General features: G+C 67.3%; 23 protein-coding genes and 2 pseudogenes. 7 read left to right on the forward strand and 18 right to left on the reverse strand.

From position 1 onward, the window contains the following. Positions 1-51 precede the first annotated feature (51 nt). The 4 genes from H9L12_RS07715 to H9L12_RS07730 are packed head-to-tail and all read left to right on the forward strand — an operon-like array spanning position 52 to position 4,951. Entirely contained in the window at positions 52-1,575 is a 1,524-nt protein-coding gene (locus H9L12_RS07715; RefSeq protein ID WP_187541248.1) for an ABC transporter substrate-binding protein, read from the forward strand. Then, complete coding sequence (locus H9L12_RS07720; RefSeq protein ID WP_187541249.1) at positions 1,575-1,988, forward strand: DUF4112 domain-containing protein; 414 nt, start codon at positions 1,575-1,577, stop codon at positions 1,986-1,988. The genes H9L12_RS07715 and H9L12_RS07720 overlap by 1 nt, the downstream gene beginning before the upstream one ends. Then, on the forward strand, positions 1,988-3,172 hold the full coding sequence (locus tag H9L12_RS07725; protein ID WP_187541250.1) for an O-antigen ligase family protein: 1,185 nt from the start codon (positions 1,988-1,990) through the stop codon (positions 3,170-3,172). The genes H9L12_RS07720 and H9L12_RS07725 overlap by 1 nt, the downstream gene beginning before the upstream one ends. Positions 3,173-3,211: 39 nt before the next feature. After that, entirely contained in the window at positions 3,212-4,951 is a 1,740-nt protein-coding gene (locus tag H9L12_RS07730) for a DEAD/DEAH box helicase (protein WP_187541251.1), read from the forward strand. Positions 4,952-4,954: 3 nt separating this feature from the next. Here the strand turns inward: H9L12_RS07730 and nadA are convergent, their stop codons facing one another. From nadA to H9L12_RS07775, 9 genes and pseudogenes are all read right to left on the reverse strand, one after another. Continuing rightward, positions 4,955-5,956 carry a quinolinate synthase NadA gene (gene nadA, locus H9L12_RS07735; RefSeq protein ID WP_187541252.1) on the reverse strand — a complete coding sequence of 334 codons (1,002 nt, stop codon included), beginning with the start codon at positions 5,954-5,956 and terminating at the stop codon, positions 4,955-4,957. Between the two features lie 18 nt (positions 5,957-5,974). Continuing rightward, positions 5,975-6,772, reverse strand: coding sequence for a hypothetical protein (locus H9L12_RS07740; protein WP_246450287.1), 798 nt, complete (start codon positions 6,770-6,772; stop codon positions 5,975-5,977). A 28-nt stretch (positions 6,773-6,800) separates the two neighbouring features. After that, positions 6,801-7,523, reverse strand: coding sequence for a DUF4230 domain-containing protein (locus H9L12_RS07745; RefSeq protein ID WP_187541253.1), 723 nt, complete (start codon positions 7,521-7,523; stop codon positions 6,801-6,803). Next, on the reverse strand, positions 7,496-8,389 hold the full coding sequence (locus tag H9L12_RS07750) for an MBL fold metallo-hydrolase (RefSeq protein ID WP_187541254.1): 894 nt from the start codon (positions 8,387-8,389) through the stop codon (positions 7,496-7,498). The genes H9L12_RS07745 and H9L12_RS07750 overlap by 28 nt, the downstream gene beginning before the upstream one ends. Positions 8,390-8,412: 23 nt before the next feature. Continuing rightward, entirely contained in the window at positions 8,413-8,823 is a 411-nt protein-coding gene (locus tag H9L12_RS07755; RefSeq protein ID WP_187541255.1) for a hypothetical protein, read from the reverse strand. Between the two features lie 64 nt (positions 8,824-8,887). Further along, on the reverse strand, positions 8,888-10,150 hold the full coding sequence (locus H9L12_RS07760; protein WP_187541256.1) for a glycosyltransferase: 1,263 nt from the start codon (positions 10,148-10,150) through the stop codon (positions 8,888-8,890). Between the two features lie 269 nt (positions 10,151-10,419). Next, entirely contained in the window at positions 10,420-10,737 is a 318-nt protein-coding gene (grxD, locus tag H9L12_RS07765) for a Grx4 family monothiol glutaredoxin (protein ID WP_187541257.1), read from the reverse strand. Further along, positions 10,734-10,977: pseudogene (locus H9L12_RS07770) on the reverse strand (BolA/IbaG family iron-sulfur metabolism protein). The gene grxD and the pseudogene H9L12_RS07770 overlap by 4 nt, the downstream one beginning before the upstream one ends. Before the next feature lie 4 nt (positions 10,978-10,981). Further along, complete coding sequence (locus H9L12_RS07775) at positions 10,982-11,308, reverse strand: DUF1476 domain-containing protein (RefSeq protein ID WP_187541258.1); 327 nt, start codon at positions 11,306-11,308, stop codon at positions 10,982-10,984. Between the two features lie 290 nt (positions 11,309-11,598). Here H9L12_RS07775 and H9L12_RS07780 point away from each other — a divergent pair, with 290 nt between their 5' ends. Further along, positions 11,599-11,931, forward strand: coding sequence for a hypothetical protein (locus H9L12_RS07780; protein ID WP_187541259.1), 333 nt, complete (start codon positions 11,599-11,601; stop codon positions 11,929-11,931). Between the two features lie 49 nt (positions 11,932-11,980). Here H9L12_RS07780 and H9L12_RS07785 read toward each other — a convergent pair whose 3' ends face one another. After that, positions 11,981-12,979 (reverse strand): NADPH:quinone oxidoreductase family protein, encoded by a 999-nt coding sequence (locus H9L12_RS07785; RefSeq protein ID WP_187541260.1) that lies wholly within the window; start codon positions 12,977-12,979, stop codon positions 11,981-11,983. A gap of 319 nt (positions 12,980-13,298) precedes the next feature. On the opposite strand from H9L12_RS07785, the gene H9L12_RS13935 reads away from it, so the two are divergent. Together H9L12_RS13935 and H9L12_RS07790 are read left to right on the forward strand one after the other, a co-directional pair. Beyond that, positions 13,299-13,532, forward strand: a complete 234-nt coding sequence (locus tag H9L12_RS13935) for a cation:proton antiporter domain-containing protein (RefSeq protein WP_281399780.1) — start codon at positions 13,299-13,301, stop codon at positions 13,530-13,532. Then, complete coding sequence (locus H9L12_RS07790; protein WP_281399781.1) at positions 13,499-14,680, forward strand: cation:proton antiporter; 1,182 nt, start codon at positions 13,499-13,501, stop codon at positions 14,678-14,680. Before H9L12_RS13935 ends, H9L12_RS07790 begins: the two co-directional genes overlap by 34 nt. Positions 14,681-14,690: 10 nt before the next feature. On the opposite strand, the gene H9L12_RS07795 is transcribed toward H9L12_RS07790, so the two are convergent. The 8 genes and pseudogenes from H9L12_RS07795 to H9L12_RS07825 all read right to left on the reverse strand — a co-directional run bounded on the left by H9L12_RS07795 (position 14,691) and on the right by H9L12_RS07825 (position 19,042). Continuing rightward, positions 14,691-14,924 carry a hypothetical protein gene (locus H9L12_RS07795; RefSeq protein WP_187541261.1) on the reverse strand — a complete coding sequence of 78 codons (234 nt, stop codon included), beginning with the start codon at positions 14,922-14,924 and terminating at the stop codon, positions 14,691-14,693. A 567-nt stretch (positions 14,925-15,491) separates the two neighbouring features. Continuing rightward, positions 15,492-16,238 (reverse strand): DsbA family protein, encoded by a 747-nt coding sequence (locus H9L12_RS07800; protein WP_187541262.1) that lies wholly within the window; start codon positions 16,236-16,238, stop codon positions 15,492-15,494. A gap of 11 nt (positions 16,239-16,249) precedes the next feature. Next, positions 16,250-16,486 (reverse strand): MBL fold metallo-hydrolase, encoded by a 237-nt coding sequence (locus H9L12_RS13570; RefSeq protein ID WP_246450288.1) that lies wholly within the window; start codon positions 16,484-16,486, stop codon positions 16,250-16,252. Between the two features lie 41 nt (positions 16,487-16,527). Continuing rightward, positions 16,528-17,118: pseudogene (locus H9L12_RS14145) on the reverse strand (MBL fold metallo-hydrolase); the annotation flags it as partial. Positions 17,119-17,130: 12 nt separating this feature from the next. Next, entirely contained in the window at positions 17,131-17,766 is a 636-nt protein-coding gene (locus tag H9L12_RS07810) for a 3-oxoacid CoA-transferase subunit B (RefSeq protein WP_187541263.1), read from the reverse strand. 9 nt (positions 17,767-17,775) lie between these two features. After that, complete coding sequence (locus H9L12_RS07815) at positions 17,776-18,306, reverse strand: nuclear transport factor 2 family protein (RefSeq protein ID WP_187541264.1); 531 nt, start codon at positions 18,304-18,306, stop codon at positions 17,776-17,778. After that, the gene (locus H9L12_RS07820) at positions 18,306-18,512 is read right to left on the reverse strand and encodes an HAD family hydrolase (RefSeq protein WP_187541265.1); all 207 of its coding nucleotides are present in this window, start codon (positions 18,510-18,512) and stop codon (positions 18,306-18,308) included. Before H9L12_RS07820 ends, H9L12_RS07815 begins: the two co-directional genes overlap by 1 nt. Further along, positions 18,458-19,042, reverse strand: a complete 585-nt coding sequence (locus H9L12_RS07825; protein ID WP_187541266.1) for an HAD family acid phosphatase — start codon at positions 19,040-19,042, stop codon at positions 18,458-18,460. Before H9L12_RS07825 ends, H9L12_RS07820 begins: the two co-directional genes overlap by 55 nt. Positions 19,043-19,045: the final 3 nt, after the last annotated feature.

Here is a 19,045-nt window from a genome sequence, read left to right on the forward strand (position 1 = left end):
CGCCAATATCCAGTGGTTGCTGAACCCGGCTTTAAGGCTAGTCTGCACGCCATGCCGCCTTACCGCCCTGCCCGACTACTGCTGACGGCCGCAACCTTGGCGGTAATCCTGGCCGGGACGAACGGTTGTCGCCGCGGTCCCGAGGGGACGAGCCGCGTCGTCGTCATCGGCGAGGAAGCACCAACGCTCGGCGACCCCTTGCGCCCGCCCGCGACGATGGCCGACGCCACGCTTCGGCAGTCGGTCGCGCAGGGTTTGGTGCGGTTCGATCCGGCGGGGCAGATCGAGCCGGGCCTGGCCGAACGATGGAATGTCAGCGACGACGGCTTGAGCTACATCTTCCGGCTGTCGACCGGCGAGTGGCCGGACGGCCGCAAGATCGTCGCCCGGGATGTCGCACGCTTGCTGACCCGGCAGATCAAGGCCAACGCCGGCAGCCCGACCTTTGACGCCGTGGGCGCGGTCAGCGAGATCGTGGCCATGACCGACCGGGTGATCGAGATAAGGCTGTTGGCGCCGCGGCCGAACCTGCTGACCCTGCTGGCCCAACCCGATTTCGCAATCATCCGGGAAGGCGAAGGGACTGGCCCGTTCCATATTCGCGAGCCAAAGGACGCCAAGCCGGAGAAGTACCCGGAAATCTCGCTTCGCCGGCGACTGCCGGGCCTCGATGGCGAAGAAGGCGAGCGCCAGGACGTGACGCTTCTAGCCATGCCGGCGACGACCGCGATCCGCGCCTTCGTCGCCGGTGAGGCCGACGTCGTGCTGGGCGGGACATTCGTTGACCTGCCGCTGGCCAACAATGCCAGGCTTCCGCGCAACAGCCTGCGGTTCGACCCCGTCGCCGGCCTGTTCGGGCTGGCCCCGGCCCGCAAGGACGGGATTATTGCCGACGCCGCCGTTCGCCGCCTGCTGAGCGAGGCGCTCGACCGGCGCGCGCTGATCGCCGAGCTGGCGGTGCCGGGACTGGGCCCGCGCTCGACGCTGTTGCAGGACGGGCTGGACGGTATCGGCACGTTGCCGCAGCCGGCGTGGCTTGACCAACCGGCGGCGGAGCGGCGTCCCGCGCTGCTGGCCGAGGCCGCGGCGCGGTTCCCGGCAGAGGAACGGCCGGAGGGCGAAGTCGCCGAACCGCGAAAGATCCGCGTCGACCTGCCGGAGGGACCGGGCGGCGACATCATCCTTCGACGTCTCAATGCGGATTGGGGACCGCTTGGCCTCACCGTGGAGCGCGCCGGTGACAACAGGGCCGATCTCAGGTGGGTGGATTCGGTGGCGCCTTCCAGTTCGCCGGCGTGGTTCCTCCGCCAGTTCCGCTGCTCGGTGGCGCCTGTCTGCCTGCCCGAGATGGACGAATTGCTGGCGCAGGCCAGAGCGGTTCCGATCGCGGTGCAGCGGGCGGCGCTGTTCGGCGAGGTGGCTCGGTCGATGGACGCGGAGCAGCTGTTCATTCCCGTGGCCGCGCCGATCCGCTGGTCACTGGTGGCGCGATCGGCCCCGGGTTTCATTGAAAACCGTTATGGCCGTCACACATTGGGCGGCCTTGGGGCCAGCCCCCGCCCGGGAGACGGTTGATGAACCCGCTTGATCATGTGCCGATGGGCAGCGACCCGGTTTCCGTCCGCCAGCGGGTGGAGGCGATCGAATATCTGCTGGAACGGATGATCACCATTCCCGGGATCAAACGGAAAGTCGGGCTCGACGTGCTGCTCGACCTGGTGCCGGTCGTCGGCAGCGTCACCGGCGCTGCGCTGGGCGCCTACATGATGTTCGAGGCGCGCAACCTGGGCATGTCGAAATGGCAGATGGCGCGGATGAGCGGCAATGTCGGCTTCGACTTCCTGCTGGGCCTGATCCCGTGGATCGGCGCGGTGCCCGACTTCTTCTTCCAGTCCAACACCCGCAACCTCAGGATCATCAAGCGGCACCTGGACAAGCATCACCCCCATACGAAGATCATCGACGCCAAGGCGCAGCCGATCCCCTGATGGCGCCCGCCGCCGTCGCGCTGTTCCTGGCCAGCCTGATCGTCCAGCGGCCCATCGCGACGGTCGGCGGATTTGGAATCATCCTGCCCGACCTGGCGGCTGTCCCGCTGGCGTTGCTGGCGGTGACCGCGGCGGTCCGCGAGCCGGCGCGATTGCGAAAGATTGCAAGCCATCCGCTGGTCATTGCCATCGCGATCTACCTTGCCGCGATGCTGTTTTCGCCCGTGGTCAGCAGTGACCGGACGGCGTCGCTGCATAAGCTGGCGACGCAAATCTACCTGCTCGGGCTTCCTGTCGTTGTCGCGCTGGCACTGCCTGACCTGCTAGCTCTCAGGGACGCGGTGAGGGGCTGGCTGGGCGGCACCGCCTTACTGCTGGCGCTGGCGGTCGTTGGCTTAGCCGCGTGGCTGGCCGATCCGAGCGGCGGGCTTCATCGAGCGCTCGACAATGGGCCGGGCAGTCTCGCGCCCGGACCTTACCCGCGGCTGATGCTGAGCTTCGCCAATCCGAATATGATGGCTCATTATCTGGGACTGACCGCGCCGCTGGTCCTTGCGGCGCGGGCGATCGGCTGGATCGGGTCAGGCGCAGCCAAGCTGCTGGTCGCGATGATTTTCGTCACGGCGCTGGCGGCGGTGTCGCCGCAGCTTGCCGGCCTGTTGTTCGCGATGGGGTGGTGGTTTTGGCTCGAACGCCGCCGCGACAGGCCCTTTGCTGCGGCAACCGCCCTCATCGCGGCACTCGGCGTGGTCGTCGTCATGCAGGTCGTTGCCAGCGTCGTCCCGGCGGCACCGACCGTGCGGGTCGAGGCATGGCGGGCGGCATTCGAATCATGGCGGCAGGCGCCGTTGCTGGGCCGCGGCCTTGGAGTCGATGCGGTGGCGGTGCGGTTCACGACGCCCGACGGAGTCCTGCACACGCTGAACGACGCCCATAACCAGGCGTTGAGCCTGTTGGCGCAAGTCGGGATCGCCGGCCTTGCGGCGTTTGGCTGGCTGCTGTGGCGGATCGCAGCGCAGTTGCGGGATAGCGGCGATCCGCTGGGCCAAGCCCTCGCCGTGGCGCTGATCACCGGTGCGGCGATCCAGGGTCTGACCGGATCGTTCGAAGACTCCCGCGCCTGGTGGGCGATGCTCGGATTGCTGTTGGCGGCAAGCGTGCGGCGGGAAAGTTCAACGACTTAGCTTGTGGATTGGCGCGGATGCGCGCATGGGGGCCGCCTCATGTCATTCTCATCACTTCCGCCGCTCCTCGGCGAAGCGCTGGCCGCGCGCGGCTATGCGAACCCCACGCCTGTCCAGGCCGCCGTCCTCCAAGCGGAGGCGCAAGGCCGTGACCTCATCGTGTCCGCCCAGACCGGGTCGGGCAAGACGGTCGCCTTCGGCCTCGCCATGGCGGGCGAGCTGCTCGACGGGCCGGGGCGGATGCCGCCATCGGCGAGCCCGCTGGCGCTGATCATCGCCCCGACCCGCGAACTGGCGCTACAGGTCAGCCTGGAGCTGCGCTGGCTATACGAGAAGGCGGGCGCGTGGATCGCGACCTGCGTCGGCGGCATGGATGCTTCGCGCGAACGGCGCAACCTGGCGGGCGGCGCACACATTGTCGTCGGCACGCCGGGGCGGCTTCGCGACCATCTGGAACGCGGCGCACTCGACCTGTCACAGCTGAAGGTCGCCGTGCTCGACGAGGCCGACGAGATGCTCGACATGGGCTTTCGCGAAGACCTCGAGGAAATCCTCGACGCGACGCCCGACGGCCGCCGCACCCTGCTGTTCTCCGCCACGATGCCCCGGCCGATCGTCGCGCTGGCCAAGCGCTACCAGCGCGACGCCCTGCGCATTTCGACGGTCGGCGAGGATCGGGGCCATGGCGACATCAGCTACCAGGCGGTGACGGTCAGCCCGGCCGAGATCGAGCATGCCGTCGTCAACCTGCTGCGTTTTCACGAGGCGGAGACGGCGATGCTGTTCTGCGCGACGCGCGACAATGTCCGTCACCTGCATGCCATCCTGGTCGAGCGCGGCTTCGCGGCGGTGGCGATCAGCGGCGAGCATTCGCAGAACGAGCGCAACCATGCGCTTCAGGCGCTGCGCGACCGGCGGGCGCGGGTGTGCGTCGCGACCGACGTCGCCGCGCGAGGCATCGACCTGCCGTCGCTGAGCCTCGTCATCCACGTCGAACTGCCGCGTGACGCCGAGGTGCTGCAGCACCGGTCGGGCCGCACCGGCCGCGCCGGGCGCAAGGGCACCGCGATCCTGATTGTCCCCTACCCGCGCCGCCGCCGGGTCGAGTCCGTGCTTCGCGGCGCACGCATCAACGCCGAATGGATCGACCCGCCATCGGCCGAGGACATCGTCAAGCGCGATAACGAACGTTTGCTCGAAACGCTGATGCAGCCGATCGAGGTCAGCGAGGACGATCGCATTATCGCCGAACGCCTGATGGCGCAGCGCAGTCCGCAGGAAATCGCGGCCGCGCTGGTCCGCGCGCATCGCGGGTCGCTGCCCGAGCCGGAGGAATTGCTGGCGCGTGGACAGCCGACCCCGCCCCGCGCCGACGGCAAGCCGGCGCATCACCGCGAGGGCTTCGACGAGACGGTGTGGTTCCGGATGAACATCGGGCGCCGCCACAACGCCGACCCGCGCTGGCTGCTGCCGCTGATCTGCCGCCGAGGTCACATCACCAAGAACGAAGTCGGCGCGATCCGGATCACCGCCAACGAGACCTTCTTCCAGATCCCGCTGCCGATCGCCGACCGCTTCGCCGACGCACTGGTGCGGACCGGCGGCAAGGACGGCGAGGACGAGAACGGCGTTCGCATCGAACCGTCGCCCGACGGCAACCGCCCGCCGCCGACGGCGCGCGGCGACAGCGGTGCGCAGATCCGGCGTGGCCCGCCCCGCGCCCAGATCAAGCCGACCGGCCCGCGCAAGCCCGGCCGCAAGGGTCCGCCGCGGCGCTAGGACTCAGTCGCCGCTGATCTTCGGCTTGCCGACATCGCCCTGCCCGACCGTCCGGCCGGCCATTTCGAGCATGCGTTCGAGCGGAATGCGGGCCCTGGCCATGGTGTCGTCGTCGAGCTCGATGCGCGGTTCGAGGTCGCGGAGGGCAACGTAGAGCTTCTCCAGCGTGTTGAGCGCCATGTAGGGGCACATGTTGCAGTTGCAGTTGCCGTCGCCGCCGGGGACGCCGATGAAGACCTTGTCAGGCGCGGCCTTTTCCATCTGGTGGATGATGTGCGGCTCTGTCGCGACGAGGATCGTCCTGGCGGGCGAATTGATCGCGAAATCGAGGATCGCCTTGGTCGAGCCAACGAGGTCGGCATGGTCGACGATGTGCGGCGGGCATTCGGGATGCGCCGCGACCGGCGCGTCGGGATATTCGGCCTTGAGCTTGAGCAGCTCGGTCTCGCTGAACGCCTGGTGGACGATGCAGATGCCGGGCCACAGCAGCATCTCTCGCCCCAGCCGCCGCGACAGATAACCGCCGAGATGGCGATCCGGGCCGAAGATGATCTTCTGGTCCTTCGGGATCTGCTGGAGGATGATATCGGCGGAACTTGAGGTGACGATGATGTCGCTCAAGGCTTTCACGGCCGCCGAGCAGTTGATGTAGGTCAGCGCGATATGGTCCGGGTGCGCGGCGCGGAAGGCCGCGAACTGGTCGGGCGGGCAGCTGTCCTCCAGGCTGCAGCCCGCGTCCATGTCGGGCAGGATCACCGTCTTTTGCGGCGACAGGATCTTCGCGGTTTCGGCCATGAAGCGGACGCCGCAGAAGGCGATGACGTCGGCATCGGTCGCCGCGGCCTTCCGCGACAGATCGAGGCTGTCGCCGACGAAATCGGCAAGGTCCTGGATCTCCGGCTTCTGGTAATAATGCGCCAGGATGACCGCGTTACGCTCCTTCTTCAGGCGCGCGATTTCGGACAGCAGGTCGAGGCCTTTGAGGCTTTGGCTTTGGGCGGTCATGCCACCCTAGATGGCCGCTCAGCGGGCGGCGGGCAAGGGCGCTCCCGGGGGCGGCGGCGGATAATCCATCCCCGACACGTCGGCCCCGGCCGACCCGGCGACGACCGCGTCGTAGATCGCGCTGCCGAGCGGCGAATAGGCAATCACGTCCGCCAGGATAACGCTTCCGACGATGACGGCGATGCCGATCTTCCAGACCGGGTGGGCGGCGCCATGCTTGCGCCGGTCGATGACGATCCCGGCGATCGGGAAAAGGAGACCGAAGAGCACCGCGACCTCCATCGCCGCCGGCATCAGCAGGGGCATCGGCAAAAGACGTCCGAACGCCGGTCCCATGATCGCCGACATGCCGCAGATGTGCAGCCGCGCGTGCCAGTCGGTCCGGCGCCGCATCCTGACCGCCGCGATCGTCAGGCCGGCAAAGGTCATCAACCCGATGGGGTTCAGGACCAACATGACCTGCGGCCGGAAGAAAAAGGGCACGTCGGCGGCGCGAACCTTGGCGATCATCACCCACATGCCCGCGACCAGCATCGCCGCCAGCCAGCAGACCGCGACCCAGCCAAGCTTGCGGTGAAGCGCGATCGGGCCCCGCGTGGCGAGCCAGCTTTGCGTGACGAAAATCGCGGTCCAGCCCATGAACAGCACGGCGTGGAAATGCACGAACAGCGGCGCCGAGAAACTCGACCGGCCCAGGGCGAGATGGGTCGAGAAACCGAGCACGACGGTTGCCGCCATCGCCGCCGCCATCGGGAAGAACCAGCTTTCCGCCCCCGCACGTGTCGTCGACGGTCCATTACCGGCCAGCGTTGCCATGATTGCCCTCCCCGATTGCGCGCGCAATTTAGCGGGATTGGGCCTTGTCTGCCAGCACCTCGTTGTAGCTGCGGCTATGGTCGAGGGTCTCGCCGGCGACCGGCGTTCCGTCGGTGGCGTAGCGGGCGACAACCTTGACGTCCTTGAACCCCGCCGCCTGCAGCGGCAGCGCGAAGCTGCGTTCGACCGCCTGGCGACCGGCCTCTCGGGCGAGGCCCATCGGCAGCGGCGCCATCGCCTGCTTGCGCAGGTCGGACACCGCCCGGGCGCGGTTGGCCTGGTCGAGCCGGTTGGCGCCGTTGGTCAGGATCTGGCCAATGCCCCCCGCGCCATATTCGCGTGCCGCCGCGAGGTCGACTTCCGGCCCGGCCAGCTCGATTTCGGGCAGGGTCACGGACAGCGTGTTGGTGCCGCCGTCCCATGCGACATCGTCGGGGCCGAGCTTCGACAGGTCGAGCTCGTAACGGACGTTGCCGGGAAGGACGAGCGTCCGCTCGGTCGTGATCAGGCCGGCAAGCTGCGACTGTTTCGAGCTGACCACGGAAACGTAGCGGGCGACGAACGGCACCAGCCGGTTCTGCGCGCGCATTGATTCCAGCGCCGAGCTTGCGACGGTTTCCGGGTCGGGACCGCCGAACAGCCGCTTGCCAAGCCCGAGCGCGCCGCCGACCAGAAGGCCGATAACGAGCGCGACGACGATCGCGCCGATCGCCAGCGGCCGGTTCAGGCGGCGCGGTTGGTCGGTATCCATGTTTCTCCTTCCGACCGTTCAACGAGGCCACGCCGCTGGAGGTCCATGAGGTGCGCGGTGACCGATCCGCCCGCCGCCGTGAGCAGTCGAGGATCGAGTCCGGGGTAAGCGCCGGCGACGATCTCCGGGACGGTCAGCGGCGCCGACGCGATCAGCCTCAATATCTGTTTCTCACGCTGTATCCGGTGGCCGATCATGCCGCGCACCAGCTGCGCCGGCCTGGTCACCGCGGGTCCGTGCGCCGGGTAGTAGATCCGGTCGTCGCGGCGGCGAAGCTTGTCGAGGCTTTCCATATAATCCGCCATGTCGCCGTCGGGCGGGACGACTACGGTCGTCGACCAGCCCATGACATGATCGCCCGTGAACAAGGCGCCCTCGCCCTGCCCGCTCTCGACCGCGAAGCAGAGGTGGTTGGAAGTGTGCCCGGGCGTCGCCACCGCGACGAGGCGGCGGCCATCGACCGGGATGGCCTCGCCATCGCCGAGCACGCGGTCCGGGACGTACTCGCCGTCGAAGCTTGCGTCGGCGCGCGGCCCGACCGTCTCCAGCGCCAGCGGCGCGCAGCCGATGATCGGCGCGCCGGTTGCGGCTTTCAGCGCCCGGCTGGCGGGCGAATGATCGCGGTGCGTATGCGTGCAGGCAATGGCGACAACCGGGCGTCCGGCGATCGCGGCGACGATGGCCTGGACATGGTCCGGAATGTCCGGACCGGGGTCGACGACGACCAGTTCGCTATCGCCGACCAGATAGGTTTGAGTGCCGGTGTAGGTAAAAGCCGACGGGTTGTGCGCCAGCACGCGGGCAATCCCGGGCTCCAGCAAATCGAGCAAGGCGTAGGGGGCGTCCACGGCGACGGGCTGTGCCATGGACGCCCCCGCGGGGCCAAGGATTAGTTGGCCTTTTCGAGCCGCGCGATTTCGGCGTTGAGATCGGCGGCGATCTTGGTCCGGCTTTCCGGCGACATGTCCTCCATTTTCTCCAGCTTGCCGCGAGCATCCTTCAGCGTCGCGACCCAGGCCGCGTCGCTTTCGCCCGGCTTGGCGCAAAGCTTGATCTTGGTGACGCGCTTCTTGCCGTCCTTGTTCATTTCGGCGGTCGTTTCGAAGTTCCGAGCGCCGCAACTGGCGACAAGCTTTTCGACGTCGGTTGCCGGTCCCTGGACTTCCTTGCCGTCGACGATCCGGACGGTCTTCTTGACCTCGACCGTCTCGACCTTCTTGGCCTGGTCCTGCGCGGCGGCGGCCGGACTGGCGATCACGGCGGCGGCGATGGCGGCGAGCGTCATGTCAATGCGGGTCACGAGTCCCTCCCTTTTCGTTGGCGTCGCTAAACCGCAAGGAACGGCGGCGCGGCTGAACCCCAGATTAAGTCCGATGGGCGGCTTCGACCAATGGCGGCAAGGCGTCGACCGGCGACGAGCCGCGGCGCGCGGCGGCCGCAAGAGCACGCACATAGATCTCGCCGAACAGCAAGGTCATGCTCCGGTCCCAGCTAAAGGTTTCTGCATGGTCGCGTGCCTGCGCGGCGATGGTGCTTCGATCCATCGCCCATACCGCCTGGATGTTCGCGGCCATCGCCGCGGCGTCTTCGATCGGACCCGTCCGGCCCAGGCCCGGCGGCACGCGATCGAGCATCGCTCCCTCGCCGATTCCGATCACGGGCAGGCCCGACGCCTGTGCCTCGATGATCGAAACGCCAAAGGTCTCGTCGGCCATGCCGGAAACATAGAGGTCGGCGCTTGCCAGCCAGCGCGCGAGTTCGCCGCGGTCGCCGACGTAGCCGGGCAAATGGATCCGGCGTCCTCGGGCGCGTTCCATCAGCGGCTCGCGCAGCGGGCCGTCGCCGAGCAGCACCAGGGTCGCCCGCATGGCCTCCGGTAATTGGCAGAACGCGTCGACCACCGTTTCCGGACGCTTCTCGACATCAAGCCGTCCGGCATAGATCAGCAAGGGCTCGCCGGCGGCGACGCCCAACGAGGTGCGAAGAGCGTCGTCGCGGCGGTCCGGTCCGAACTGGCCCAGTTCCACCCCGAGCGGGACGATGCCGACGCGCTCGACACCCGCCGCGCGCAGCTTCTTGGCGCCGCCATGTTCCGAGAGGGCAAACACCGCATCGAAGCGGCGATAGAGCCGGCCGCAATAGCGGTAACACACTCCCGCGGCCCATCTTCCGGCTGCGGGCCCAAGGAAGCGGCCGGCAGGGCGATCGGCGTAGACGGTCGGGAAGTCGGTGAAATAGCCGGCCACCGTGGCGGTCCCCGGGTTCCGCCGAGCGTGGGCAAGCGCCGCCCACGGCAGGTTGTAGGCGTCCTGGCATTCGATCAGGTTCGGCTGGAATCGGTGCAGGGCGTCGCGAACCGCGCGGTTGCGAAGCAGCAGTCGGTAATTCGGGCTTCCGGGCACCCGCGGACTGGCGATCGTAACCGTGGTCGCGCGGCCGCCTTCCTCCGCCGTGACCGAATCGCGGTCCCCGGGAATGATCAGCAGATGGGAGGCGTTGGTCGACTGCAGGATGTGCTGGCGCTTGTGGCGAAGGTAAGTGCCGACCCCGCCGCCAACCGCGGACCAGCTTTGCGTCAGGTCGCAATAAAGGGCCGGCTTGCGGGAGGGAGGGTCTTGGCGCGCCATGCCGGCTCAACCCGCCGCTGGATGAAAAGTGCCGGCACCGGAATCCAGCCGATTTTCGTCGGGATTCCTTACAACTGCCGCGCTGCGAGCATCGGCAGTCACGAGCTTTTTCCTAGATTTGCGCCATTTTTTTCAATTGGCACGGCGGATGCAATATTGATGGTGTCCACTTGGTTCCACAACCAAATCAAAGGGGCGGCACAGCGGTTTTCTGGTCCCGCGTGCCGCCCCTTTATTATCTGGCGATGTGACAGCCCGAAGGCAGCCGGTCAGGCGTCGGCGCCGACCAGTTCCTTCAGTTCGCCGCTTTCGAACATTTCCATCATGATGTCGCTGCCGCCGACGAACTCGCCCTTGACGTAGAGCTGGGGGATGGTCGGCCAGTCGCTATATTCCTTGATGCCCTGGCGAATGTCCTGATCGGCGAGCACGTCGACGGTTTCGAACGGGACGCCGAGGTGGTCGAGGATGGCGATCGCGCGGCTGGAAAAGCCGCACTGCGGGAACAGCGCAGTGCCCTTCATGAACAGGACGATGTCGTTGTCCTTCACGATGCTGTCGATGCGGTTCTTAACGTCGTCGGTCATTCATGATCTCCGGATGGCACTGCCGTTTCCAGCTGCAGCGCGTGAAGCTCGCCCCCATTCGTCCCCGAGCGCCTTGTAGACCAGCTGGTGCTGGCGGACGCGGCTTATGCCGGCGAAGCTCGGGCTGATCACCCGGGCGGCATAATGGTCGCCGTCGCCTGCCAAGTCGCGAATCTCGACCACGGCGTCGGGGATGCCCGCGACGATCAGCGCCTCGATGTCGGTGGCCGCCATCGGCATCGGTTTAGCCCAGGCTCTCGATCAGCTGGCGGCGTGCCTCCACATGCTTGTGGGCCAGCGTTTCGCGGATCTTTGCCTCGTCCGTGTCAACGCCCGCAGCGGTCAGGTCCCCGAGCAGCTTGCGAATGACATCGTCGTCGCCCGCTTCCTCGAAATCGGCGCGGATGACGTCCTTGGCATAGGCTTCGCTCTCGACCTCGGTCAGGCCCATCAGCCGCCCCGCCCATTCGCCGAGCAGCCGGTTGCGCCGCGCGAGCACTTTGAATTGCATCTCTTCATCCCGGGCGAACTTCGCCTCGAACGCACGCTCGCGATCATCAAACTGGGTCATGCCGGCTCCTCAGCAAATCGTTTCACGCCAGATAGGAGGGAGCGGGCCGCAGGGCAATGCGCGGCGGCGCGAGTTTCAGGCAATGATCCGGCGCTTTCGAGGTGGAGGAAGCGTCAACCGCCGCAACCCCGCGCTCAAGCCGCATCACGGCCAGCGTCGACTGCCAGGACGGCAGCACCTGCCAACGCGACCAGCCGACCCGTGCCGCGGGGCAGGCCGCGGACCCTTGCCGCGATGAATCCGTTTTAAGCTGGACCCCTCGAGCGGGTCCTTCCCCAAGGAGAGATGTGATGCGTAAAACGCTTAGCCTGATGCTTGCCGCAGCCGCTGGACTGTCGGCAATCCCCGCAGCCGCCGCCGACAATAACGGCCTGGTCGTCATCGACCTCACCAACGCCGATGTCCTCAATAATCTGGCTCAGAACCTCAAGGTGAACGTCAGCGACATTTCCGCGCTGAATAATGTGTCGGTGCCGATCGGCCTTGCCGCTGCGATCTGCGACGTTAACGCCAATGTGCTCGCGGCGCAGAAGAAGACGGGTACACCGACCTGTACGGCCAAGAATAGCACGAGCGCCCTGCAAAGCGCGGTGCAGAAGAAGCTGGGAACCGTCAGCCAGTAAGCCTGTGGGGCGGGCGTTCAGCGACGCCCGCCCTTCCCCTGTCAGTCCTTCAATCGAGAGTGACGACGACTTTCCCGATGACGCTGCGCGCGGCGAGCGCGGCGATGGCGTCGCCGCCCCGTTCCAGCGGATAGGTCGCGCTGACCCGAGGCGCGATCCTTCCCTCGTCCCACAGTCGAAACAGCTCCGCGACATGCGCGGCGTTGGCTTCGGGATTGCGCGCGGCAAACGCGCCCCAGAACACACCACAGACATCGCAGCTTTTCAGAAGGGTCAAATTGAGCGGCAGCCTGGGGATGCCGGCCGGAAAGCCGACGACGAGGTAGCGCCCTTCCCACGCGATTGCCCGAAGCGCCGGCTCCGCATAGTCGCCGCCGACCGGGTCATAGATGACGTTGGCGCCGTTTGGGCCGACCGCCGCCTTGAACTGGTCGGCCAGCGCGCGTTGCCCGTCCTTGTCGAATGGTCCGGCGGGATAGACGATGGCGTCGTCGGCGCCGGCCTCGCGCGCCGCGGCTGCCTTTTCCTCGCTCGACACGGCCGCGACGACGCGCGCGCCGCGGGCCTTGCCGAGTTCGATGGCGGCCAGTCCAACGCCGCCCGCCGCGCCGAGGATCAGCAGCGTGTCGCCGGACTTGAGGTGGCCGCGGTCGTACAGGGCGTGGATCGAGGTTGCGTAGGTCAACAACAGCGCGGCGCCGTCGGCGAAGCTGCGGCCATCGGGCAAGGGGAAGGCCGAGCGCGCAGGAATCACCAGCTTCTCCGACAACCCGCCGACGCCTGGGACCGCGATGAGCCGGTCACCGACCTTCCACCCGGTGACTCCCTCACCCACCGCTTCGACCTCGCCTGCAATCTCGCCGCCCGGCGCGAACGGTCTCGGCGGGCGCATCTGGTACTTGTCCTCGATGATCAGCACGTCGGGATAGTTGATCGCCGCGGCGCGCACCCTGACGAGCAATTCGCCCGCACCGGCGACGGGATCGTCGACCTGATCGAGTGTGAGCGTATCGGGTCCGCCAACGGCATGAGATCGAAGCGCGCGCATCAAGGTCTCCTTCGCCGTTGGATTGCCCCGTCGGGGAGCGCGCCGCAATGGCTTTCCCGCGCATCAAACCTTGTCCTTCCGCTGTACAGCGTTCAACCATCGCCGCGACAAGGGGAGCCGATGGACGGGGTAGGCACGTTCGAATTGGTGCTGGCGCTGCTGGGCGTGGTGGTGGCGCTGTATGTGCTAGCGGCCAAGCTGCGGCTGCCGCCCGCGACCGCGTTGCTGGTCGGCGGGGGTTGCTGGCGTTCGTGCCGGGGTTGCCGCCGATCGAACTCGACCCGGAACTGGCGCTGGTCCTGTTTCTGCCCCGCTGTTGATGGACGGGGCGTGGTTCACGGCGCTGGGGCGGTTCCGGCGTCATCTTCCCGGCATTCTGTCGCTTGCGGTCGGGACCGTGGTGTTCACGACGTTGGTGGTCGGCGTGGTCACCTACTGGCTGGTGCCATCGCTGCCGTGGGCGGCGTGCTTTGCGCTGGGCGCGATCGTGTCACCCCGGACGCGGTGTCGGCGCGCGCGGTGCTCCAGGGTGTTGAACTGCCGCGGCGGCTGACCGCGCTGCTGGAAGGCGAAAGCCTGCTCAACGACGCGACCGGGCTGGTGCTGTTCCGCTTCGCCGTCGCGGCGACGCTGAGCGGTGTGTTTTCCGCCAGCGATGCGGCGCAGAGCTTCGCCATCCTGGCCATCGGCGGCGTGCTCGCCGGGCTCGCGGTCGGCGCGGCATGGGTGTTCATCGTCCGCCGGCTGAATAGCGAAATGCTGATCCTGGTGACGACCATGCTGATGTCGTGGGCCGCCTACATACTGGGCGAAGCGATACACGTATCCGGCGTGATTGCGGTGGTGACGGCAGGCCTGATGCTGGGCTGGTATCAGCACGTCGTCTTCCCGGCGACCGTGCGCCTGCGCGGCAATGCCTTCTGGCAGATCATGGTGTTCGTCCTGGAGGCGCTGGTGTTCATCCTGATCGGCTTTTCGCTGCGCGGCGTGCTGGAGCGGGTCGGCGGGATCGAGGCGGTGACGACCACCTTCGCGGGGCCGATCGTGGCGATCGTGCTGGCGGTAATCGTCGCGCGGTTCGTGTGGATCTTCGCCAGCGATGCGCTGCTGTCCGGGCTTCGCGCCGCCGGGCTGAAGCAGGCGCGTCCGCTGGGCGTGCGCCAGGCGACGGTGCTGGGTTGGGCCGGGATGCGCGGGGTGGTGACCTTGGCGGTGGCGCTGACCCTGCCGGCGCAGATGCCGGGTCGCGACTTCATGTTGCTAACGGCGTTCGCGGTTATCTTCGCGACGGTGGTTCTGCAGGGAACCAGCCTTGGTCGCGTAATCGCGCTGGTCAAACCGGTCGACAAGGAGCCGCCGGCCAAGCTCGACCTTCCCGCCACCGAAGCGGCGATCACTCGGGCGCGGCATGCCGAGGTCGAGCGCCGCGCCTACGGCCCCGACGGGACGCTGGAGCATCCGGTCTTGCTGGAACAGTCGCAGCGAAGGCTCAACGCGGTCGAGAAATATGCGCAGGACAGCGACCGGGCGATGGTTCGCTTTCGGGAACATTTCGACCTGCAGCGCCACGCCATCGCCGCGGCGCGGGCCGAACTGATCCAGGTCCACCGCGCCGGACTGATTGAGGACGAGACGCTCCACAACCTCGAACGCGATCTCGACGTCGAGGAGATGGGCCTCATCCTGCAATCGCAGGACTAAGCGGCGGGCCTCAGCGCCTCCGGTACGTGGCGTCGACCAGGGCGATCCGGGCGGCGGTCGGGGTCAGGCGCCCCATGGCTGGCGCCCCGCATTGCGGAGTCGCGGCAAACAGCGCCGTCGCCGCGTCCCGCTCGCCCGTGCTGCCCGGCTCGGTCGCGAACACCGAACGAACCTTGTCGGGCTCCAGCGCCGCCTGGCAGCGCGAGATGATCCCGACCGGATAGCCGTCGACGACCGGGGGCATGCCGACCGACAATGGTGTCGGCGAACGGTCCGGGAGGCCCGCAAGCGAACTTCGGCAAGCGCCGCACGGAGCACCAGCGGATGCATCCTCACCAGTTCGGCGACGCATGGTCCATTGACCTCGGCGAGGCGCCGCAGCCGGCGATTGTCCTCAAGCCCGCCGATCGGCGCTGCGAGGATGCGGTTCGCGGCCGCGCGGTCGAACTTGTCGACGCACGCGGCAAAGCGGATCGCCTCGCGATAGTCGCTCGATTCCATCCGCTTTTCGCGCTCATAAGCCTCGGCGGCAAACTTGCCGCTCCGCATGGTCACGTAGCGCGAGTAGATTTCGGGGTTGGGGTGAACGGTGCCGCGCTCGACGACACCGGGCATCGGGTTGCGGCCCTGCGCCAGTGCGGGCGTCGACACGAACGAGGCGAGTGCGGCAAGACAGATCCATCGGCTGTGCATCGGAAACCTCCCATCAGGCGGGTGGTCACTGCCGCGGCACGAAACGCGTGGGGACGCGGAACCGTTAATCTACATGAAAGCCGCCCAGGGCAAAAGTGGCGCGCGTAGAGCGAACGGGCTAGCGCAGCGCCGCCTGAAGCAACGGTTCCAGCCCGGCCCAGTTCGATGCTTCGCGGGGCAGGAGCTGGCCGTTGATGACGAACGACGGCGTTCCCTTGAATTCCGGGAACTCCGTGTTGACGTCGTTCATCGTCTGCACCTCCGCGGCGACCATTTGCTGGTCGGCAAGGCACTGGGCGCTCTTGGCGCGCGGCAGGCCGCGGGCCGCGGCGAACGCCTGCAAGCCTGCGAGATCGGCCATCGCGACGAAGGCCCGGTCGGGCGGAAGGTTCTGGATTTCGGCCAACTTCGCTTGCGGCGCCGCCTCGACCTTGCCGACCCAGACTGCCTGATCCTTGTACAGCGCGCGAGCCATCGGGAAGAAGCCGGCGGGCCCGTTGCAGCGGGCGATCAGGTTCGCCGCGACGTCGATCGGGCCGTGGATGAGGTAGGGGCGAAATTCGAAGCTGACCTGCCCGGTCTTCACATATTTGTCGACGAGCTGCGGGACGCCATTCTCCTCGAACTGCTTGCAGAACGGGCAGGACAAGGATGCGATCTCGATCAGCTTCACCTTCGCGTCCGGGTTGCCCATGAGATAGCCGTTGGCCGGCGTCTGGTTCACGACGTCGGCCCAGGTGCCGCCTGGCGGGATTGTCGCGGTCATCGTGTTCGTGGTCTCCGGCGCGGCGACCGGTTCGGGCGCCTGCTTGCATCCGCCGACGGCGAGCAGGGCAAGGGCGGAGAGCGAGGCAATGAACTTCATCGAGGTCGACCCTATTCGGCTGCGTTCGGGAAGGCCGGCAGCTTGCCGATGTCGCGCGGCTCATGCTGGATGATGACCTTGGCGCCGGTCTTCTTCGCCAGCGCTTCGAATTTGTCCATCGACGCCAGCGTTTGCGCGCGATCGGTGTTGAACGGAGGCACGCCGCGCTTCTCGCGCGCCTCGAGCGCGTGATAAAGATCGCCGCTGAGCAGGACCGGGCCCGACGCGAGGCGCACCAGCAGGGCCATGTGATCGGGGTATGGCCGGGCAGGTGCATCGCGACGACGCTGCCGTCGCCGAAGATGTCGGTGTCGGCGGAAACCTTGTCCACACGCGCACCATCCGTGGCCCACGGGGCTAGCGGATTGGGTCCGCCGGGCTGCGCCGGTTCCTGCGCCTTGGTGAAATCGGCCGCGCCGATGATCAGCCGGGCGTTGGGAAAGGCGGACGCCTGACCGGTATGGTCGCTGTGGCTGTGACTGATGGCGACGATGTCGACGTCCCCGGGCTTCAGGTTGAGGGCCGCCAGCTGCTCGATGATGGTCGTCTTCTGGTGCGCGACCATGTCGCCCATGTCGGCGTCCTGGCCCTTCAATTCGGCCGGAAGGCCGGTGTCCCACAACATGACCTGGTCGCCATGGCGGATCAGGTAGCAACTGTCGGTGACATCGCGCGGCGCAGCCTCGTAGAGGCCCGGCCTGTCCGAGAAGAATTTGTCGAAGTTCTTGATCGTGATGCTTCCGCAATCGAGGCGGGTGAGGCTGACCTTGGCCGCGGTCGCCGGGGCGGCGGGGTTGTCCGCCGCGGCCTCGTTGCCGGAGGCGGCGGGCTTGCACGCGGCAAGCGCGGCGGTGGCGAGCAGCAGTGCAACGGTCCGCATGATCAACTCTCCCTATTCGATGTAGCTGGCGGTGGTCCTGGCCTTCACTTCCTCGGCCGTGACGCCCGGCGCCAGTTCGATGAGCCGGAACGGCTGGACATGGTCGGACCGTTCGAAAACGGCGAGGTCGGTGACGATCATGTCGACGACGTTCTTGCCGGTCAGCGGCAGGGTGCAGGCCGGGATGAACTTCGGGCTGCCGTCCTTCGAGGTGTGCTCCATGACGACGATGATGCGCTTGACCCCGGCGACGAGGTCCATCGCCCCGCCCATGCCCTTGATCATCTTGCCCGGGATCATCCAGTTGGCGATGTCGCCGCCCTCGCTGACCTCCATCGCGCCGAGCACGGTGAGGTCGATATGGCCGCCGCGGATCATCGCGAAGCTGTCGGCGGAACTGAAATAGCTCGACGAGGGAAGCTGGCTGATGGTCTGCTTGCCGGCGTTGATGAGGTCGGCGTCGACCTCGTCCGGATAGGGAAACGGGCCGATGCCCAGCATGCCGTTTTCGGACTGGAGCGTGACCTCCATCCCGTCGGGGATGTTGTTGGCGACCAGCGTGGGGATGCCGATGCCGAGGTTGACGTAGAAGCCGTCCTTCAGCTCCCGCGCCGCGCGCGCCGCCATTTGGTTGCGATCCCAGGGCATGCCGGTTCCTTACTTTGCGGGTTGGGCCATGTCGGCCGGTAGAGGCAGGCCGCTATGTTCGGGCTGCCAGAAAATCGACTGCACCTTCCATTGGCCGCCGAGGCGGGCGAGTTGGAAGCTGTTGATGCCGCGCACCTTCAGCTTGCCGTCGGTGCTGGTGCCTTCGTAGCTCGACCAGACATGCGCGATGTCGCCATATTGTTCGATGCGATGGGCAAGCTCGCGCTCGGTAAAGCCAACCTTGACGAGGATCGGGCCGCTCTTCGCGATATAATCTTCCAGCGTGCCGCCGCTCAGCCCCTTGGGCGTAATCGCGGTCATTCGCGCGTCGGGCGCAAACAAACTCCGCATCCGCGCCCAATCACGCGGCTGGCCGGCGGGGCCCGAGATGACGGCATAGACGTCCTTCACGGCCGCGCTGATGGCAGCGGCGTCGGTCGCGGCGGCGTCGATCGCGGCGGCTGGGGCGGGCTGCGCCATGGCCGGGGGCGCTGCGACGGGCGCCAGTACCACCAGTGCGCCAAGAAGAATGGATCGCATCACTCGTCCCCCGTCCAGCGAGCGTTCGGCGCAAAAATGTCCTCGATCGAGCCGCTCAGCCCCGGCCCGTAGACGGGGTTCGACAGCAGGAACCAGCCGTTGCCCCACTTCGCGGCGTAACGTTCGGCAAGCGCGCGCCGGACGAGCGGCTTCAGCGCCTTGTCGTTGAAGCCGTCGGCGAAGTCGGCGAGTTGGTCGCCCGCCATCGCCACCACGCAATAGCGCGAGGCGACGAAGCTGCGCCGTCCGTCCTTGCCGCTCTTGCCGTCGACATCCCGCGCAGGAACAGCGTCTGGCCGGGGACTGCCGAACCCAGCCCGGCGGTCGCCAGCGTGGCGGCGGTGCCTGCGGCGTCGGTGTTGTCGCGGTTGGAGTTGAACACGATCGTGATTCCGGCCGCGCGAAGGCGATTCAGCGCCTGCACCGCGCCCGGCATCGCTGCCGCGGCGGTCTGCGGATTGTGCTGCCAGCGGTTGATCAGCTCCCGGTCCGACGACTTGCCGCGCACCGCCAGCGCATATTCGTAGCCCAGGTTCTGGAGCGCGGTTTCGTCGACGTCGAGGATCACCGCCAGCGGCTTCTTGCCACACGGTTCGTACCGTCCCATCGTCAAATCGCCGTTGGCGACGACGACGCTATCCGTCGGCCGCTTGCGCTTCGCCGCAAGCACATGGTCGGTAAAGGCGCGGTAGGTCTGGATGCTGGTCGCCGCCCCTCTCCCGACCCGTACATCCACTGC

The sequence above is a fragment of the Sphingomonas rhizophila genome (assembly GCF_014396585.1).
GTDB lineage: Bacteria > Pseudomonadota > Alphaproteobacteria > Sphingomonadales > Sphingomonadaceae > Sphingomicrobium > Sphingomicrobium rhizophilum.

Bases quoted from the DNA above. Each gene is read 5' to 3' on its own strand.
- H9L12_RS07715 (WP_187541248.1), top strand. From the start codon at position 52: ATGCCGCCTTACCGCCCTGCCCGACTACTGCTGACGGCCGCAACCTTG.
- H9L12_RS07720 (WP_187541249.1), top strand. From the start codon at position 1,575: ATGAACCCGCTTGATCATGTGCCGATGGGCAGCGACCCGGTTTCCGTC.
- H9L12_RS07725 (WP_187541250.1), top strand. From the start codon at position 1,988: ATGGCGCCCGCCGCCGTCGCGCTGTTCCTGGCCAGCCTGATCGTCCAG.
- H9L12_RS07730 (WP_187541251.1), top strand. From the start codon at position 3,212: ATGTCATTCTCATCACTTCCGCCGCTCCTCGGCGAAGCGCTGGCCGCG.
- nadA (WP_187541252.1), bottom strand. From the start codon at position 5,956: ATGACCGCCCAAAGCCAAAGCCTCAAAGGCCTCGACCTGCTGTCCGAA.
- H9L12_RS07740 (WP_246450287.1), bottom strand. From the start codon at position 6,772: ATGGCAACGCTGGCCGGTAATGGACCGTCGACGACACGTGCGGGGGCG.
- H9L12_RS07745 (WP_187541253.1), bottom strand. From the start codon at position 7,523: ATGGATACCGACCAACCGCGCCGCCTGAACCGGCCGCTGGCGATCGGC.
- H9L12_RS07750 (WP_187541254.1), bottom strand. From the start codon at position 8,389: ATGGCACAGCCCGTCGCCGTGGACGCCCCCTACGCCTTGCTCGATTTG.
- H9L12_RS07760 (WP_187541256.1), bottom strand. From the start codon at position 10,150: ATGGCGCGCCAAGACCCTCCCTCCCGCAAGCCGGCCCTTTATTGCGAC.
- grxD (WP_187541257.1), bottom strand. From the start codon at position 10,737: ATGACCGACGACGTTAAGAACCGCATCGACAGCATCGTGAAGGACAAC.
- H9L12_RS07775 (WP_187541258.1), bottom strand. From the start codon at position 11,308: ATGACCCAGTTTGATGATCGCGAGCGTGCGTTCGAGGCGAAGTTCGCC.
- H9L12_RS07780 (WP_187541259.1), top strand. From the start codon at position 11,599: ATGCGTAAAACGCTTAGCCTGATGCTTGCCGCAGCCGCTGGACTGTCG.
- H9L12_RS07785 (WP_187541260.1), bottom strand. From the start codon at position 12,979: ATGCGCGCGCTTCGATCTCATGCCGTTGGCGGACCCGATACGCTCACA.
- H9L12_RS13935 (WP_281399780.1), top strand. From the start codon at position 13,299: ATGGACGGGGCGTGGTTCACGGCGCTGGGGCGGTTCCGGCGTCATCTT.
- H9L12_RS07795 (WP_187541261.1), bottom strand. From the start codon at position 14,924: ATGCCCCCGGTCGTCGACGGCTATCCGGTCGGGATCATCTCGCGCTGC.
- H9L12_RS07800 (WP_187541262.1), bottom strand. From the start codon at position 16,238: ATGAAGTTCATTGCCTCGCTCTCCGCCCTTGCCCTGCTCGCCGTCGGC.
- H9L12_RS13570 (WP_246450288.1), bottom strand. From the start codon at position 16,486: ATGGCCCTGCTGGTGCGCCTCGCGTCGGGCCCGGTCCTGCTCAGCGGC.
- H9L12_RS07810 (WP_187541263.1), bottom strand. From the start codon at position 17,766: ATGCCCTGGGATCGCAACCAAATGGCGGCGCGCGCGGCGCGGGAGCTG.
- H9L12_RS07815 (WP_187541264.1), bottom strand. From the start codon at position 18,306: ATGCGATCCATTCTTCTTGGCGCACTGGTGGTACTGGCGCCCGTCGCA.
- H9L12_RS07820 (WP_187541265.1), bottom strand. From the start codon at position 18,512: ATGGCGGGCGACCAACTCGCCGACTTCGCCGACGGCTTCAACGACAAG.